This window comes from Haloarcula vallismortis ATCC 29715 (genome assembly GCF_000337775.1).
Taxonomy (GTDB): domain Archaea; phylum Halobacteriota; class Halobacteria; order Halobacteriales; family Haloarculaceae; genus Haloarcula; species Haloarcula vallismortis.
Genome location: NZ_AOLQ01000042.1, coordinates 70843 through 87203 on the forward strand (window position 1 = coordinate 70843; position 16361 = coordinate 87203).

Sequence of the window (16361 nt, forward strand, 5' to 3'; positions counted from 1 at the left end):
TCATATAAAATACACTACCAACGGCTGCTATGTTTACACAGAAGCGCGCTATCGCTTCGGTCGACCCAAAGGTGTTGTATTTTCTCGCGGCCAACCGCTGTTCCGAGAACGGATTCCCCTCGCCTCGAAAGACTGTTCTTAAGTTGTGGCCACAAGAACGAACAGCCATGGAAAACCGAACATACACGGCGGACGCGACGCCGGGTGACACGGTCACCGTCGCCGGCTGGGTCCACGAGATCCGAGACCTCGGTGGAATCGCTTTCCTCATTCTTCGAGATACCACCGGGAAGATACAGGTCAAGTTCGAGAAAGACGAGATGGACGACGACCTCGTCGAGACGGGGCTGAACGTCCAGCGCGAATCGGTCATCTCTGTGACCGGGGACGTCGAAGAGGAGCCGCGCGCGCCCACTGGTGTCGAGGTCACGCCGGCGTCCGTCGACGTGATTTCGGAAGCCGACCCCGAACTGCCGCTTGACCCGTCGGGCAAGGTCGACGCCGAACTGCCGACCCGCCTCGACAACCGCACGCTCGACCTCCGCAAGGACGAAGTAAAGGCCATCTTCGAGATCCGCGCGGAAGTCCTCCGGTCGGTCCGCGAGGCGTTCCGGGAACTCAACTGTACAGAGATCAACACGCCGAAGATCGTCGCCACGGGGACCGAGGGCGGCACCGAGCTGTTCCCCATCACCTACTTCGGTCAGGAAGCGTTCATGAACCAGAGCCCGCAGCTGTTCAAGCAGCTGATGGTCGGCTCCGGCCTCGAACGCGTCTTCGAGATCGGCCCGATCTTCCGCGCCGAGGAGCACAACACGCCGCGGCACCTCAACGAGGCGACCTCTATCGACTTCGAGTCGGCCTTCTACGACCACACCGAAGCGATGGACGCCTGCGAGCACGTCGTCAAGTCCGCCTACGAGGGCGTCGCCGAGAACTGTCAGAACCAGCTCGAAGCGCTCGGCCTCGAAGACGAGTTCGCAGCTCCCGAAGGTGACTTCCCGCGGCTCACCTACGAGGAGGCGCTCGACAAAATCAACGCCACCGGCGAGCTCGACGAGCCGCTGGTGTGGGGCGACGACCTCTCGACGGAGGCCGAACACGTCCTCGGGCAAGAGGTCGGCGAGCACTACTTCATCACCGACTGGCCGAGCGAGATCAAGCCGTTCTACATCAAGGACCACGACGACGACGAAGAAGTCTCGACTGGCTTCGACATGATGCATCCGTCGATGGAACTGGTCTCTGGCGGCCAGCGTGAACACCGCTTCGACCACCTCGTCGAAGGGTTCGAGCAGCAGGGCCTGGACCCAGAGGCCTTCGAGTACTACACCAAGATGTTCAAGTACGGCATGCCGCCCCACGCCGGCTGGGGCCTCGGCGGCGAGCGCCTCATCATGACGATGCTCGGGCTGGAAAACATTCGGGAAGCGGTGCTGTTCCCGCGAGATCGGCAGCGTCTGTCGCCGTAGGCGATGACGCGACTATTGAGCGGGAGCTTGTGAGGCGAGCGGAGCGAGTCTCACAGTGTTCCCGCGAGACAGACAGCGACTCTCTCCGTAGGGAGCGAGGTTCTGACCGCAGCGAAGAACCTCGGTAAAGCGAGCGGGAGCGTAGCGACACGCGAGCGCACTGTCTCACAGCAGGTATAGATAGCAATCGATAGCTGTCAGAAGTGGACAGCCACAGGTCGATAACCGAACTGGACCACTGGGACGACCTGTCCGCGACTAGGCGTTCGACGCCGCCTGTTTCAGAATCTGTGGTGCGACCACAACTTCGAGCGCAGCGATACCGAGTGCGACATACTGTATCGTTCCCTCAAGCAAGAGGAACGCGACAGCCGCAACTACCGTGACGCTGACCAGTGGGATACCGTAGCGAACGACCGGGTTTTCGAAAGGGGAGGGCATACAGACTAGTCAATTGAACGTTGTATCATATTCGTTTTTGACTTCGGTGGATTGTGAACGACCCGGAACGCCGGTGAGTGCCACTTGCGACAGCCACGGCCGCTGATTGGGTGGCCACCACGAAGGGTACTGAGTGGGCGCGGTTGGGAAGAACAGCGGTCGAGAGGTGTATAGAACGGACAAAATAAAGTGGAGCGTTCGCGTCTCGACGCGTATCTCAGTCGTCCGCCGGGGCCGCGCCCCCAGAGCCGAGGCTCATCCCGGCCTGGGTGACGGTGTCCTCGTTAGCTGCCACCCAGCGCAGGAGCAGGAACGCGAAGACGTACTTCGCGAGGATGTCGAGGCCGGAGTAGCCCCACGAGGTGACGCCGACGCTCAGGAGCGCGACGCCTTCCGAGCCCAGTGCCCACAGAATCGGGTAGCCGAGCCACAGCACGACGGTCAGCAGCTTGAGCGTCCCGAATATCTCGCTCGTCCCGGCGGCTTCAGCGTCGGCCGGCCATTCGACGAGCAGGACGTACAGCACTGCGATGAAGAACGCGCAGCTGATACCGTAGAACACCCAGCGCAGCAGGTGCGATGAGGTGACGAGCGCGGCTGCGAGCCCGGTGATGCACATCCCGATATCCATCGTGATGGCGGTGAACAGCGACGCCATGTCAGTGTCGGCGAGCAGGCCCAGCGCCAGGAGAATCATCGGTGTCGAGAACGTCCAGGTCAGGTAGCGGCCCCACGGCGACAGGACCTCCTGACCGGCGAGTGCGTGACCCGGCGGCATCTGCAGGAACCCGACTGTCAGCCCCGAGGCCAGACCGGCGTAGCTGGAGATCGATACCAGCGGAACCAACATCGTTGCGACCCAGATGAGTTTCGCCCGTGACGATTCGAGTTCGCGGCCCATTGCGACGAACAGGAGGATTACGACTCCCGCAAGCGCAATGTTTACCCAAAGCGAGGAGTTCAGGAGGAAGTTCGACTGAATCTCCCCAAGCACCTCGGACTGTGACGCCTGAAGTAGTGTCGTTGCGGCGGTACTGGCAGCTGGCATACATTCTATATACGAAACACTGACTTAAGACCGCATAGCCAAACGGTATCGGTATTCGGTTTATTTTCGAATTTCCGAAACCAGTATCCGCTCTCGGGCAGTAACAGGGTAGCGGGTGATAGCCGCCCGCTCCGGGGTGAACTCACTCCGGGAACAGTTCTTCCTCACGGTCGATAGCTTCGATGCGCGCGATATCGGCGTCTGTCAACTGGAGGTCAGCGGCGGCGAGGTTCGCTTCGAGATGGGACCGGGAGGATGCCTTCGGAATCGTGACGACGTTGTCGTAGCTGGTCACCCAGGCGATGCTGACCGCAGCAGGGGACGTATCGTGCTGGTCTGCGATATCCGCGATAGTCGGGTCCTCGAACACGCGACCGCCGGCCAGCGGTGCGTACGCGACCAGCGGGTAGCCGTGTTTCTGGGCGTCAGTGAGCAGTGATTTACGCCAGAACAGCGGATGGAACTCGACCTGATGTGCGTCGATCCCGTCGAGGAACTCGCGCGCGACGGCCAACTGGTCCGGTTCGAAGTTCGAGAGTCCCACATGCTCGGCCAGTCCCGCCTCGCGGACAGCCTCGACAGCGGGCAGCGTCGTTTCGGGGTCGTAGTCGCCGCGCGGCCGGTGGACGTACAGTAGGTCGACGGCGTCGAGTCCGAGCCGTTCCAGGCTGGCTTCCGTGCTCGGACGGACGGCGGTCGCCCCGAGCGCGTCGATCCAGAGTTTCGTCGCGACAGTCAGGTCCGCCCGGTCGGCGTCGGCATCGGCGATGCCTGCACCCACGACGGCCTCGTTGTCGTATATCTGTGCGGTGTCGAAGTGGCGGTAGCCGCAGTCGATAGCTGTCCGAACGACAGCCTCGTTCTCGATACCCATCGTGCCGAGTCCGACCGGTGGGAGGTCCATGCTCCGGCGTTGGCACCCGCATTAAAAAGCAGTAGCGGCTCCGACAGGCGACAGCCCCCAGATGCGGCCCGTCGGTCCGCTAGAAGTCGGTCCGCTGCGTGACAGCCGCCGCGTGGTCGGCCCACTTTTCGACGGTGGGCGAACCCCAGTACTTCACTGCGCCGCTTCGCTCGTCGTAGTCGATGAGTCCAATTCGATGGAGCACCGGGAGGTGCTCCTCTTCGAGCTGTGTTCGGATAGCCGCGGGTGATGTGTCTGCTGCATCGACCGTGCTCGTGCCCCCCAGCTCCGAGATTGCCGATGCGAGCGCCCCAACGTCAGCGGCCGTCCGGTCATCGTTCGCAAAGTAGCGACAGACGGCACGACGCCGCCAATCAGCCAAGATCTTGAATACGTCATCTACATCCGCCGTAGACAGCGTTCTGTCTGACGGTGTCATCCCTCGCCACTGGTCACTTTGATACCCAACATTCCTTTGGTTGCTCATTTGTGCACGTGAAATTAACAGCGCTATCCAGTATTAACTTTGTACCTAGAGGACTAGGTACCCGTCTGACGCATAAGCTCCGCTCGCTGACGGTGTCACCATGGCTCAGTGCGACGTTTCAAACACAGCATCGATGAGATTCCGCTGCGCCCGCCGGAGGTGCTGATGGAGCGTCGGTGACGCGATACCGAGCCTGTCTGCCAGTTGCTCGGCGTTAGTATCCCGAGGCCAGTCATAATAGCCCGTCAGGAAGGCCGTTCTGAGGACTTCTTCCTGACGCTCGGTCAGGTGCTTGCGTGGGTCACTCTCAACGTCAGGTATGTCGCCTGTCTGCGCGCGCTCCTGCTTTGCCTTCAGCGTGATACCCGGCATCCGGTCAGAGACTGCGTCCTGTATCGCCCGAGTGTCAGCATCCGGTGAGGCCTCGACAGTAATCGAGAGCGTCCCGGCATCGGCAACTATCGTCTGGCAACGGGCACCGACATCCAGAAGCAGCGATTGGATGGTTTCTGTGACCTGAAGTTCGATAACGCCGCTGGCATCGTCTGAACGGACGACCCGCGAACCGAGGATGTCCGCGTGCGAACAGAGATGCGCAGAGACTGCATCGGGCGGCCCCCCATGCACGGAGATATAGACCAGATGTGTCGGCTCAGTCTCGACAGACTCGATGACTTCGAGTCTGCATCCGTACGCATTCGCTGCCGAGACAAAGGGTATGTCAGCGCAGTCTGACTCAAATATCAGTTCAAGCGCGGCATCGTCAGACAGAAGTTGCCTGTTCTGGACCGCGGCAAGTGTGTATCCGACCATCTCACCGAGGACGGCGAAACTGTCGGCTATTCGACCACTGAACGCCGCTGGCTGGTCAGCGTACACACAGAGAACGCCGTGGACGGTGTTCCCCTGAACCAGCGGAATCGCTGCGGCAGATTTGAACCCCTGCTCGCGAGCGGCGGCTCCACACTGTTTGAATTCGGTTGGATCGCCACAGTCCTGTACCGTCTGGACCGTCCCTGTCACGAGGGCTGTTTCACACAGGACTCGGTCGTTCCCGTCACTAACGATGAGGTCGTCGAGAAAAACGTCGTCGTCGCCGGCCACCGTTTTTGGGACGAGACTGTCGTTCGCGCCCGCTCGCTCGCCGATCCACGCTAGCTCACAGAGGTCGGATTCGACAACGCGCTCACACACCGTTTCAGCAGTCTCCTGACGGGTCGCGGCACTACCTAAAGCGTAAATGAGGTCCTGTATGGCCATATTGACCCCGTTGAGCGTCGCCAGTTCGTCGCGCTGTCGTTCGATTGCATTCTGTCGCTTCCGTTCGTCAGTGATGTCCTGATGGATTCCGACTGCCCTGATCGCCTCGCCGTCGTCGTTCCACTCGAACACCTTTCCGATATCCCGAATCCATCGCCAGTCCCCGTCTTTCGTCCGCATCCGGAACTCGCTCTGATACAGTTCGATCTCACCGGACTTCAGTTCCGCGAGCGCCTGTTCCACTCGGTCGAGGTCGTCTGGATGGACGAGGTCGGCCCACGTCTCGTAGTGTGGCTCCAGTTCATCTCTCGTGTAGCCGAGCATGCCCGTCCAGCGCTCGTCGAAGGTGACATCGTTAGTTTTCGGGTTCCAGTCCCAGACACCGAGTTCCGCGCCCTCGAGTGCGAAATTCAATCGCTCGGTCATCTCCTGATACTCGCGCTCGCGGTTACAGCGCTCCGTGATATCTCGGGCGACGCCGATCAGCCCATTGTAGCCGCCATTCTCGTCGTGAAGCAACGTATAGTTGATTGATACGTCCCGTTCAGTGCCGTCTTTCCGACAAAACGTCAGATCGACAGTTGTACCCTCCCCCTCAGGTGCTTCGAGCAACGTTTCCACAGTCGCCTGCCCCGTCGAGAGCTCACCGGGTGCCAGCACTTCCGAAGCGTGTTTGCCACACAGTTCAGCCGGTTCGTACCCGAGATTCACCGCAAACGACTCGTTGCAGAAGTCGATGACACCACGTTCATCGAGCGTGTAGAGACCATCTTGTGCTTGCTCGACTAGGCGATCCAGCAGCGCAATGCGGGTATCACGCCGGGCGGTGCCGGTGATATCTCGCAGCAGGACAAGCGTGAGTCCCCCCGCGGCGTCCGGTAGCTCGTGCCCGCGTCGGAGGAGGTATTGGTCGCGTTCGCCGCCCGGAATCCGGACGGCAACCGGTTCACTTGCGGAGTCACGAAGCCGCTGTAACTGCCGACGGCCGCTTGACGTATCGGGAAGTGCTGCCTTCATCGCGTCGTAGAAGCGCTCGACGCGGCTGGTATCGTCAAGGCCATCAACGAACGCCGACACCGCTTCGCTCGACCACTGTACCGTCCCGTCATCTGCCAGAAGGACAGCGATTTCGCTCGCTTCAGCACGCGATTCGATTCCGGATACCGCATCCTGTAGCGCAGACTCGGTCCGGTCAGCCGACGCCGACACTACGCTGACGATCTTCTCCGCCAGAAACGTCAGCTGTTCGTCCCCCCCGTTTCCTAACGACCGTCTCCGCATCGTCGAAGACAGTCGCAACGCTGTCCGGCGTCGTGGCGTCGGTGTAGAGGACGACCGGATAGCGGTCGTTCGACACTAGCGAGTCCGGGATATCGCCCAGACCAGCGGGGTCAAGGACAAGACAGGAAACCACTGTCGACGCGGCGGCTTCGAGTGCCGCATCTGTCGTCGCCACGCTTGTGACTGTTATGTCGGCGTGGTGGTCCGCCAGCCCCTCGTGTATCCGCTCTCGTGCTGTCGCGTCAGTATCGAGATACACGACTTCGATGTCTCGACTGGCAGCGCCGGCCTGTCTCGCTCCCGCAAACGCAACGTCGTCGAGGTCGTTTCCGATCATCACCCTGGTATGCTGTTCAACCACTTTACTGAGGGATAATAACTGTTCGGCGGCGACAGTGTCTAACTGACACTTATTCTACATTATTGGCGACCACAATAGGTGAGTGACCGGGACAGCACGCTTCCTGCCGTGGCGTCTCGAACGGGGGACAGTCGGACCGAACGCGTACTGTCGTTGGTCATCGCACCCCCGCTAGCTATCATCTCGGCCAGCAGGTCCAGTGAAACGCCCGATATCAGTCGACAGCGAACAGCCGCTCCCGGAGCGTCTCTGCGACATCGGTGAGATGGGCCTGTCCGAACGCCGCGACCAGCAGCGCTCCGAGCGAATTGAACATCGTATCCCGGACTGTGTCATCGAGACCATGCTGTGCAAGCGGCATCGTGACACCCGTCTCGGTGGCGACGATGTCCAGCGCGAACTCGAACAGTTCCCATAGCACCCCGAAGGAAAGTACGACGACGAAGATGTACACGAAAAAGACGCGCTTGGGGATGTGAATCGAATCGTTGTGGAGGTCGATAGTCCGGGCCGTCGTGTACCCGAACGCGGCGATGAGCGAGGCCGACATCGCGTGGGTGAGGTGGTCCCACCAGCCGATCTGTCCGTAGAGCCCGGCCGAGCCGAGCGTATGCAGAAACACCGCGGTCGTGACCCAGAGGGCGAGCCACGGGTCAAGCGCGAGGTTGTAGTTTCGCCGCATCACCGCGGGGAGAAACGTGACGAGCAGACCGACACCGCCGTTGGTTATCGGCTTTGGTTGGCCGGCAACAACGCCGTATCCGACCAGCGCACATAAGACGAGTTGCATTGCATGGGTGATCCGCCGCTGGTTCCGCATCGACGGTCGGGGCAGCCTCATCGTCGCACCATCCGTCGGACGACGCGCCAGAGGCGGCGGTCCCGCCGTCTGAAGTAGCCATCGAACAACACACCTGCGACGAGGCCAGCGAGAGTGACGTACAGCCACTCGGCCATCAGCGCCTCGTTGGTCGTGAGATACGATGTGCCGAGAAACCGGTCGGCGTTCCACCGGAACACGGTCCAGGCGGCTGCCGCAGCGAGCGTCGTCAGCACAACGAGGCAGACGGCAAACCAGTGCGTGACTGTAAGTTCGGTGAACATGTGCAGTTCGACGATACCGAGCAAGGCCAGCGCAGCGAGCGAGAGGTAGCTGGCGAACGTTCCGACAGTCCCGCCGACGAGTCCGCGGATGAGGATCGGCAGAGAGGCAAGCAAGAGCAGTTCCCACGGCAACATGACGCGCCACTCACGGTAGGCGACCGGCGGGACGAGAACGACAGCGCTCACAACGGCGACGAACAACATCCACCGGTAGTCCAGATCGAGGACACTGTCGATGAACACACCCGGGAGAACGGCGACGAGCACCCATGCGATGATTGCGTTTGTTCGCCCATCACGAAAGAGACGCTCGACCGTCCCATCGAGGTCGATGTTGCCGAGGCTACTGTCGGGACGCTCGGACCCATCCGTCATTGCATCTAAGTGGGGTACGACAGCGAATAAACCCAGCGACGTGTTTATACCGCTGACAGGCCGTTATACAGGTGTATGATGCTGCCGACGCACGCGATAGCGGGGCTCGCCATCGCGACACCGCTGCTCGTCCTTGCGCCAGACCACGCCGTAGTAGCGCTCGCTGGCGGCCTCGTCGGCGGCGTTCTGCCCGACCTCGACCTGTACTCGGGCCATCGGCGCACGCTGCATTTCCCCAGCGGGTACACGCTCGCGGTGCTCCCGACCGCCGGGTTCGCCGCTATCCTCCAGACACCGCTGCTCGTCGCGCTCACGTTCGTACTGATGGGCGCTGCCCTCCACTGCCGGATGGACCGGTACGGCGGCGGCCTCGAACTCCGTCCGTGGGAGGCCACGTCCGAGCGTGCCGTGTACGACCACGTCCGCGGCCGATGGCGGTCACCGAAGCGATGGATACTGTACGACGGGTCACCCGCGGACGTGGGACTGATGATACTCGTTGGCGCGCCGCTGTTCGTCGTTCTGGACGGACCGTTCCGGTGGGTCGTCGCCGCGGCCCTCCTCACCGGCGCGACCTACGGACTCCTGCGTCGTCGGCTAGCAGCCCTGGCGCCGGTCGTGTTCGGCAACGTTCCCGAATCGATTGCGGCCTACGTCCCGGACCGCTACCGGCAGTAATGCTCGGCTACCACGCCGTTTTCCTCATTGCAGTCCCGCAAAAGAGTCCTCGGCAACGCCACGTAGCGTCAGCCACGTGTTGATACCTGCCCGCAGTGCGACGAGGTCAGTCGCCTTGACCGTAAGTTCGACGTGTTGCCCGTTCCGGCAGAGCCGCGCTGTCGTCCGGTCGCCCTCGATATCGTCGATTTCGGGACGGATGCTCCGCTCGATGGCGCGAGCCTGGTCAGTGCTGTCGTACTCGGCGGTGAGGTGGGTCTGATGTGGTGCAGTCATACTGTTCGTGGGTAGGCATCGGTCGCAGGACTGCCCCAGAAAAGCCGCGTGCAACGTGGCGCAGTCGGCCGTCGACTGTCGGCCGCGAACCGACCGTCTCAGTTGACGTTGATCTCTTTGACGTCTGGCGACCGCTCCTTCAGCAGGACGCGGTGTCCGCAGTACGGGCAGCGGACGCCGCCGTACTCGTCCAGCGTCACGTCGCGCTTACAGCGTGAACACTTATAGCTCATAGCTGAAAGATAGGGATGGAGGTCCTTTACTCCTCGTCTTCGGACAGTGCAGCCCGAATAGAGCGTCGAACAGTCTTGCCACCGGGCGTCTCCGGCTTGTAGCTGCCGCCGGTGAACTTGTAGTCACAGTACCCGCACTGCCAGATGCCCGTGCCCTGACGGTCGACGCGGTCTTCGCCGCAGTTCGGACAGGCGTGGTCCTCGTTCATCTCCGATTCGATCTCCGCGACGCGGCGTCGGGACACGCGACCGTAGCGAGCCCCGAAACGGCCCGAGCTGCCGGTCTTTCCGCTCTTGCTAGCCATAGTGGTCTGTTGTCCGCCGAGCGGCCACATAAGGCCTTCGAGATTCGGCTCCCGGCGGGCCCGCGGCGACATAACTCAAGAGGGAGGCGGGCAAACCGTCAGCTGATGGCAGCGCTCGACGGGCTCCGAAGCCGCCTCCGCCGGCTCGCACCGACCACGAGCGGACGGCTTACGGCCTCGGAGTTCCTGCTTTCGGGAGCAGCGGCCGGACTGCTCGGCTGGGGCGGCACACAGGCGATAGCCTGGCTAGACCGCCCCGATAGCGCGCTGCTGGCTGCGGGGCTGTGGGTCGTGCTGATCGGTGGCTTCGTCGGCGTGACCGTCCTGCACGCGCCTGACTCGGTGCGCTTCTCCGACGCGATGTTCGCCTGGGGAGCGGTCAACACCACCGCGACGGCGCTGACTGTCGGCGGCCTCCTCGATGTCGTCCCCGAGCAACTGGCGTTCTGGCACGCGTGGGTCGGCGCGACGGCCGTTGGCTACTGCTGGACCGGCGGCGTTCTGGAAGGGGCCGGACGGCCCGCGCGCGGACGCGGCTACCTCGGTGCGGGCGTCGTCGGCCTCTGTCTGCTCGCTGTCGGAGCCGTAGCGTTTCCGCTGGTCGCCCCGACGGGGTATCTGGCACTCGCCGCACTCCATGCGCTCCCGATGGTCCTCGATGTCCAAACGGCGTTTCCGGCGATTCGCCGGACTGGCGTCGTCGGAGTCGCGGTCGCCGCCGTGCTCGCTGTCGGCGTCATCGTGGCGTGACCGCGCGTCCGAAGCGGCGCTACTCCTGCAGTTCAGCTTCTCTGAGTGCCTCGTTCAGGTCGGCCCGGACGTGTTCGCCGAGTTCGCGGTCGCCGGCCGTCGTGACCACGCGGTTCTCCTGCACGCTGGAGCCGTCGCGGATGAGTACCCGGACATTGCCGTTGGCGTCGGCGCGAGTCGCCTTCGCACGGACCCCCGTGGGCGAACTCGCGCCGCCAGCGTCGATGGGGCCGGGGATGACCTTCTTGACGTGTGGGTGACCGGCGACGGTCTGGATGACCCGCTGGCCCGACCGGCCGCCGATGAGCGTCGAGTGGCTCCCGCCGAGTTTCTCCGCCGGCGCGGCGTCGACCACTTCCAGTGCGGGTTCGCCCTGTCGGTCGATGACCCGCTGGACCGGGTCCTCGCCCTCGACGCGGAAGAACTCGTAGTGCAGTTGCGGGCGGACAGCGGCGATGACATCGCGTTCGCCGGTGACGTACACCTCCTCCGGTCGTTTGCGCCGAACCTCGTCCGCGACGAGGCCGGCGAAGTTGCGGAGTTCGACGACGACGGTTTCGTCGCTTCCCTCGCCTTCGGGCGTCGTCGTCACCGTCCGCTGGCCGACGACCGACCCGTCCAGCAGTGATGTCACCGTCGCCCGCTCGCGGTCGAGTTTGAGGACGACGGCGTCCGTATTGGCAGTGTGACAGACCAGACAGTAGTCGCCCGGTCGGTCAAGCGGCGTGGCACACTGCCGACAGTCCATAGCTGTGGCTACGGGCCCGCGCTGATAAGCGAGACGGTTCGAATATACTCCGGCGTGTGGCGTTAGCCCCCATCTTCGATGGTCGCACCGGGCGGATAGATGGCGGCGACAGTCGCGTCGTACCCCGCATCGGAGAGGCCGGTCCCGAGCGCGAACACCGTCTCGCCGAGCATCGCCATCGCGGCGTCCCCGCCGGCCTCGGCCACATCGTCGATGACTCCTTTCACCTCCGGCGTCAGCAGGTCCGCCTCGCGGGAGAACTGCCGGGCGGCCTGCATAAACGTCGACAGCGTCGGCTCTTTCACCACCTCCGAGAGCGCGCGTTCGCCGGCGGTCGTCAGCGCGTCCGTGTCGCCGCCGACCACGTCCGCCGTCGATAGCTCGCCGAGCGTGATATACTCGACGCGGCTACGTGCCGGGATGGCGTCGAGGTAGTTGTACTGCGGGCCGCCGGGTTCGAGTCGGAGCGGGACGCCACCGCGAGCCTGTGCGACAACGTCGCCGAGGCCCGAGCCGGACTGAACCTCCGCGCCGTGGGCGATGGTCACCAGTTCGTTGTACGAGAGTCCGTGGCCGAAGACGGCGTTGGCCGCCAGCGCAGTGCCGAGTGCCAGTCCGCCTGAAACGCCGAAGCCAGCCCCGAGCGGGAGCGGCGTTTCGGCAGTGACAGTCGCCGTGATTCGCAAGGCGTCCAGCACTCGCTCGACGGCCTCCACCTCAATCGGCTCGCCGTTCAGCGTTATCTCGGTCTCCGCGCCGCGGCCGACGGTAACGGAAACGCCGTCAGACAGGGCCAGCCCGCCCCCGCGGGAGCCGGTCTCGACCGGGTCCTCGCCCCGGTCAACGGTAAAAAAGCCCGTGATGTGGCCGGGAACGAACGCATGTGCTTCGTCGCTCATTGCCTCTCCGTGGGACCCCGCGGCGTTAAGGATTGGTGGTCGGCCCTTCCGTTCGGATTGGCTTCCAGACAGCGCCGCTGGAGTGTCAAGAGTACGATAGGCGGTTCCCCGACCCGTAGTTTGATGTGCGTTTACGGCGGATGACTGTGCAAACATGCCGACAATCAGCGCGCGGCTCCCGAGCGAAGAGAAAGACGAACTGGACGACGTCGCCGAGTTACTTTCCGAAGACCGGTCGACCACGATTCGGAAGGCCCTCCGGGAGGGACTGGAAACCCTCAGGCTCCGTGTCGCTGTCGAGCAGTACCAGTCCGGCGACGTGTCGGCGGCCGAAGCCGCACAGCTTGCGGACCTCTCCATCGCGGAGTGGCTCGACGTGGCCCGCGAGCGGAACCTGACGACACAGCTTGAGCTATCCGATCTGGAGCTCGATGCTGACACAGCCGCGGAGCTATGACCCGCATCTATGTCGGGCCGACGTCGCTGTACTCGCTGGGGCAAGTGGGAGAGCTGTCGTTGCTGGACGCCTTTGACGGCGACGTCGTCATTCCAGAGCCAGTCATCGACGAGGTTCAGGTCGAACCGACCGCGACAAACCTGACCGAATACCGTGAGAGCGGTATCGACACCGGCGTCGATGACGGCCACATCGACCAGGCCGGGTCCCTGCTCGGCGATTCCGACCTTGGAGCCGCCGTGACGGTGCTGGCCGGCGTACTGGCCCACCGTGATAGCGATGACCGGTCCGCCGTGGCTGTCGTCTCTGAGGACCGCACCGTCCGCCGGATGGCGCAGGGCCTTGGCGCGGAGGTGACGAGCAGTTTCGGCGTCGTGGTCCGGGCCGCTATCGAGGACAAGTACCTCAAACCGACACAGGCAAAGCGGATCGTCAGGCGCATCGATCAACACGGGATGCATCTGACTGGTGAGTTGCGAGAACGGGCTGTCGGCGAGGTCGCGTAGGGCCGACCGGAGCCGGGCTGGCGTCAGCCCATCTATGCTGGGAGAAGGAACTAATAAACGTCGTCCGTACTCGTTACCGTGTCAAAACAACCCGCGCCTCAGTTTCTCGTGGCTTCGGCTAGTCTCTGCGTGCTGGGCTGTCTCGTCGGTGCGCTGCTCCCAATCGTCGTCGGGTCGTCCGCCGCGTTTACCGGCAGCGTGACTTCGAGCGGGCTTCTCGGCCTCGTTTTCACCGTTCGAAACCTCCAACTCCTTCGCGCGACCGGCGAGCCGAGTTTACCGCCGGCTGTCCTGACGACGGTCTTTGGCGGCTGGTTCATGCTTGCCCCGCTGTTGTACATGGATGTCGGATTTCTCGCCACTGCAGGGACACAGCTCGCCGGAACAATCATCTCGACGTTCGGACTGTACACCACGGTCGCCGGACTGACCGACGGGCCAGCGTAGGTCGCCGCGAGCGCTAGTCGCCGACCGCCGCGGCTATTTCGGTGGTAACAGCATCGACAGCGCTCTCGATATCTGGATGTCGCCCCGTTCCGACGTCTTTGCACCCCTGTTTTCTATCGACCCGGACCGCACTGTCGTCGAAAAGTTCGGGTCGAACAACGAGTTTGGCCGCAGCACAGACGCCGTCGTCGTCCGGTATCCGATACTCGACGATACCGCCGTTGGCATCACTTCGCTGCCATGGTGCCGGCGGGTCCGGCAGTGCAGCGACCAACGCCTCCGGGTCAGCGGCCGTCTCCGGTGATGGGTGGGACATACCGTAGTAAGGGCTGTGAGACGCAAACGTGTTACGCCGAACCCACCGAGTGTTGTGTCCAGACGCCGGCATAGCGCCATGAGAGAAAGAATTACTCCAACCCCGCATTCCCGTGTCATTCTACTATCGGTGCGTGGATCTGACTCTGCCCCCAGTTCAGACGTTCTACGCCGATATCGGACGATTTGAACCCTGAGCCTGCCGTGGCTCCGACACCCACGTCCGGAGCTAGATGCATGGGTTTAACACTCCGGCTCCCAACTCTGAAGGTATGCAGGGTAATCTTCCGCCTGAAGCACAGGAGAAGCTCGAGGAACTGCAGGACCTTCAGCAGACAGCACAGCAGGTCGCCGCACAGAAACAGCAGGCCGAGACAGAGCTCCAGGAGTCCCAGACGGCTCTTGACGAACTCGACGACATTGACGAGGACGCGACCATGTACCGCGAGGTCGGCGAGCTCCTCGTGAAGACCGAGTTCGACGAGGCACAGGACGACCTCGAAGAGAAGGTCAACAGCCTCGAAGTCCGCGTCGAGACGCTCGAAAAGCAGGAAGAGCGCGTCCAGGAGCAGTTCGAAGAGCTCCAGAGCGAGCTCCAGCAGATGCTCGGCGGCGCAGGCGGCGCGGGTCCGGCCGGCGGCCCCGGCGCTGGCGGCGCATAAGGCGATGCCGACAGACGATGAGGTCGTCGAGACGGCCTCAGCCGCCGCCGAAGACGTTGTCTTCTCTCGATACGACGTCGGCGCGGTTGAGGACCTCGACGTGACTGTCACCTTCGAAGATGGCGTACTGGACGTCGACGTGTACGTCAACGCGCCCGACAGTCGTCAGAACGAGGCACAGGTCGCGGACGACGCCGCCCTTGCCGCCCGGGGTGCCGTCGACGACCTGTTCGAGGAATAGGAACCCGCAACGGCGCGGGCAGTCACTCGGTGTTCTACCGACGCCACAACCCGTCAGTCGTGGCTATCGACGGCTGGGTCTCCGGTCCGGTCGCTCGCGAACCCGGTTCGGAACGCAATCCAGCCGAGCACTGAGACGAACAGTATCGGCGGGAGAATCATGAACCCCCACAGCGGGTCCAGCCCCCAGCCGAGGAGCAGGGCCAAGTCGAACAGTCCGATAGCGAGAAACGGCGCAACGAACATGAGGGCTCGCTTCCGGTTCATTCCGCCCGACGACTCCGACGCCGACGAGTCCTCGTCACCCGCAAGGAGGTCTGCTGTCGTGCGGTCACGGGTTCCGTTGTCGTCGTGGACGCTGGACTCGGCGGTGTCTTCCATACACCTCTTTCGGAGTTCAGCAAGCAAAAAAACCGCGCTTGATCAGTCGGTCGGGGAGAGCCGTCAGGTCAGAGGGGATTACGCGTCGCTGTCGCCCGCAGTGGACTGTTCGTCGTCAGCATCCGTGTCATCGGTGGACTCCTCGTCAGCATCCACGTCGTCAGTGGACTCCGCGTCAACGCCTTCAGACGCCGATTCGGTCTCGTTTGCGGCCCCGTCGCTCTCGTCACCGGGGGTCAGGTCGCTGATCTGTGCGCCCAGGTCGCCCGCGAGGTCGCCAGCCTGCTTCTGTCCGATAAGCGTGTGAATCTCGCTGACGAAGTCAGGGACCTGCTCGGGGAGGTCCGACGGCGGGCCGCGCTGGTCGCCTGCCTGACCGGCGTCAGCGGGCGGGCCACGGCGGTCAGCCGCCTCGGCAGCGCCATCAGATTCGTTCTCGCCTGCGTTCGCTGTTTCATTCGCCGCCTGCTCGGCGGCGCTGTCTGCCTGTGCGTTGTTCGCGTGGTCGTCGGCCTGTGTGCTTGCTGCGCCGGGCAGTGCCGCCGCCGAGCCCGTGATGACGAGCACGGCAAGCAGGCCGCCGGCAATCGTAGTGAGTTTCATTGTGATCGTTGCCTCCGCTCGTCTCTCTGGCCCAGTAGCATATGAAGGGGGCAAGCCGAAAAGACGGATTAAGACGAATTTGCCCGGATTGAGCGCTCTATTGTCCGATTTAATTCGGTTTAATCCGG

At 63.0% G+C, this 16361-nt stretch carries 22 protein-coding genes and 1 pseudogene; 8 read left to right on the plus strand and 15 right to left on the minus strand.

All coding sequences use genetic code 11. The annotated features are described in order from the left end of the window. The first annotated feature begins 167 nt into the window (after nucleotides 1-167). Nucleotides 168-1472, plus strand: coding sequence for an aspartate--tRNA(Asn) ligase (aspS, locus tag C437_RS10935; RefSeq protein ID WP_004517015.1), 1305 nt, complete (start codon nucleotides 168-170; stop codon nucleotides 1470-1472). Between the two features lie 258 nt (nucleotides 1473-1730). Here aspS and C437_RS10940 read toward each other — a convergent pair whose 3' ends face one another. The 7 genes and pseudogenes from C437_RS10940 to C437_RS10970 form a co-directional block, all read right to left on the minus strand. Further along, nucleotides 1731-1913, minus strand: coding sequence for a hypothetical protein (locus tag C437_RS10940; protein ID WP_004517016.1), 183 nt, complete (start codon nucleotides 1911-1913; stop codon nucleotides 1731-1733). Nucleotides 1914-2130: 217 nt separating this feature from the next. Then, nucleotides 2131-2961, minus strand: coding sequence for a cruxhalorhodopsin Chop3 (gene choP3 / locus C437_RS10945; protein WP_004517017.1), 831 nt, complete (start codon nucleotides 2959-2961; stop codon nucleotides 2131-2133). 142 nt (nucleotides 2962-3103) lie between these two features. Beyond that, nucleotides 3104-3865: an aldo/keto reductase gene (locus C437_RS10950; protein WP_004517018.1), complete on the minus strand. Its 762-nt coding sequence runs from the start codon at nucleotides 3863-3865 to the stop codon at nucleotides 3104-3106. Nucleotides 3866-3944: 79 nt separating this feature from the next. Then, entirely contained in the window at nucleotides 3945-4304 is a 360-nt protein-coding gene (locus tag C437_RS10955) for a DUF7344 domain-containing protein (protein ID WP_004517019.1), read from the minus strand. A gap of 153 nt (nucleotides 4305-4457) precedes the next feature. Beyond that, nucleotides 4458-7230 (minus strand): annotated as a pseudogene (locus C437_RS10960) (PAS domain S-box protein). 238 nt (nucleotides 7231-7468) lie between these two features. Next, nucleotides 7469-8074 carry a hypothetical protein gene (locus tag C437_RS10965; RefSeq protein ID WP_004517020.1) on the minus strand — a complete coding sequence of 202 codons (606 nt, stop codon included), beginning with the start codon at nucleotides 8072-8074 and terminating at the stop codon, nucleotides 7469-7471. 17 nt (nucleotides 8075-8091) lie between these two features. Continuing rightward, entirely contained in the window at nucleotides 8092-8733 is a 642-nt protein-coding gene (locus C437_RS10970; protein ID WP_004517021.1) for a hypothetical protein, read from the minus strand. A 75-nt stretch (nucleotides 8734-8808) separates the two neighbouring features. Here C437_RS10970 and C437_RS10975 point away from each other — a divergent pair, with 75 nt between their 5' ends. Then, entirely contained in the window at nucleotides 8809-9411 is a 603-nt protein-coding gene (locus C437_RS10975) for a hypothetical protein (protein WP_004517022.1), read from the plus strand. 24 nt (nucleotides 9412-9435) lie between these two features. Here C437_RS10975 and C437_RS10980 read toward each other — a convergent pair whose 3' ends face one another. From C437_RS10980 to C437_RS10990, 3 genes are all read right to left on the minus strand, one after another. Next, nucleotides 9436-9687, minus strand: coding sequence for a KEOPS complex subunit Pcc1 (locus tag C437_RS10980; RefSeq protein WP_004517023.1), 252 nt, complete (start codon nucleotides 9685-9687; stop codon nucleotides 9436-9438). Between the two features lie 98 nt (nucleotides 9688-9785). Next, a complete protein-coding gene (locus C437_RS10985; protein ID WP_004517024.1) occupies nucleotides 9786-9920 on the minus strand; it encodes a DNA-directed RNA polymerase subunit P in 135 nt (44 codons plus the stop codon). Between the two features lie 26 nt (nucleotides 9921-9946). Continuing rightward, a complete protein-coding gene (locus C437_RS10990; RefSeq protein WP_053967600.1) occupies nucleotides 9947-10255 on the minus strand; it encodes a 50S ribosomal protein L37ae in 309 nt (102 codons plus the stop codon). A gap of 75 nt (nucleotides 10256-10330) precedes the next feature. On the opposite strand from C437_RS10990, the gene C437_RS10995 reads away from it, so the two are divergent. Next, nucleotides 10331-10975 carry a hypothetical protein gene (locus C437_RS10995; RefSeq protein WP_004517026.1) on the plus strand — a complete coding sequence of 215 codons (645 nt, stop codon included), beginning with the start codon at nucleotides 10331-10333 and terminating at the stop codon, nucleotides 10973-10975. Nucleotides 10976-10994: 19 nt separating this feature from the next. On the opposite strand, the gene C437_RS11000 is transcribed toward C437_RS10995, so the two are convergent. Then, nucleotides 10995-11723 (minus strand): DUF2103 domain-containing protein, encoded by a 729-nt coding sequence (locus C437_RS11000; RefSeq protein ID WP_004517027.1) that lies wholly within the window; start codon nucleotides 11721-11723, stop codon nucleotides 10995-10997. A 62-nt stretch (nucleotides 11724-11785) separates the two neighbouring features. After that, nucleotides 11786-12622 (minus strand): pantoate kinase, encoded by an 837-nt coding sequence (locus C437_RS11005; protein WP_004517028.1) that lies wholly within the window; start codon nucleotides 12620-12622, stop codon nucleotides 11786-11788. A 154-nt stretch (nucleotides 12623-12776) separates the two neighbouring features. Here C437_RS11005 and C437_RS11010 point away from each other — a divergent pair, with 154 nt between their 5' ends. From C437_RS11010 to C437_RS11020, 3 genes are all read left to right on the plus strand, one after another. Further along, complete coding sequence (locus C437_RS11010; RefSeq protein ID WP_004517029.1) at nucleotides 12777-13079, plus strand: UPF0175 family protein; 303 nt, start codon at nucleotides 12777-12779, stop codon at nucleotides 13077-13079. Next, nucleotides 13076-13585, plus strand: a complete 510-nt coding sequence (locus tag C437_RS11015; protein ID WP_004517030.1) for a hypothetical protein — start codon at nucleotides 13076-13078, stop codon at nucleotides 13583-13585. The genes C437_RS11010 and C437_RS11015 overlap by 4 nt, the downstream gene beginning before the upstream one ends. A gap of 129 nt (nucleotides 13586-13714) precedes the next feature. Beyond that, nucleotides 13715-14032 (plus strand): hypothetical protein, encoded by a 318-nt coding sequence (locus C437_RS11020; protein ID WP_004517031.1) that lies wholly within the window; start codon nucleotides 13715-13717, stop codon nucleotides 14030-14032. Between the two features lie 13 nt (nucleotides 14033-14045). Here C437_RS11020 and C437_RS11025 read toward each other — a convergent pair whose 3' ends face one another. Then, nucleotides 14046-14348, minus strand: coding sequence for a hypothetical protein (locus C437_RS11025; RefSeq protein WP_049919740.1), 303 nt, complete (start codon nucleotides 14346-14348; stop codon nucleotides 14046-14048). 271 nt (nucleotides 14349-14619) lie between these two features. On the opposite strand from C437_RS11025, the gene C437_RS11030 reads away from it, so the two are divergent. Then, the gene (locus C437_RS11030; RefSeq protein ID WP_004517033.1) at nucleotides 14620-15009 is read left to right on the plus strand and encodes a prefoldin subunit beta; all 390 of its coding nucleotides are present in this window, start codon (nucleotides 14620-14622) and stop codon (nucleotides 15007-15009) included. 4 nt (nucleotides 15010-15013) lie between these two features. Then, entirely contained in the window at nucleotides 15014-15250 is a 237-nt protein-coding gene (locus C437_RS11035) for a hypothetical protein (protein WP_004517034.1), read from the plus strand. 53 nt (nucleotides 15251-15303) lie between these two features. On the opposite strand, the gene C437_RS11040 is transcribed toward C437_RS11035, so the two are convergent. Both C437_RS11040 and C437_RS11045 read right to left on the minus strand, forming a co-directional pair. Then, on the minus strand, nucleotides 15304-15630 hold the full coding sequence (locus C437_RS11040; RefSeq protein ID WP_004517035.1) for a hypothetical protein: 327 nt from the start codon (nucleotides 15628-15630) through the stop codon (nucleotides 15304-15306). Between the two features lie 78 nt (nucleotides 15631-15708). After that, on the minus strand, nucleotides 15709-16233 hold the full coding sequence (locus C437_RS11045) for a prolipoprotein diacylglyceryl transferase (protein WP_004517036.1): 525 nt from the start codon (nucleotides 16231-16233) through the stop codon (nucleotides 15709-15711). Between the last annotated feature and the right edge of the window lie 128 nt (nucleotides 16234-16361).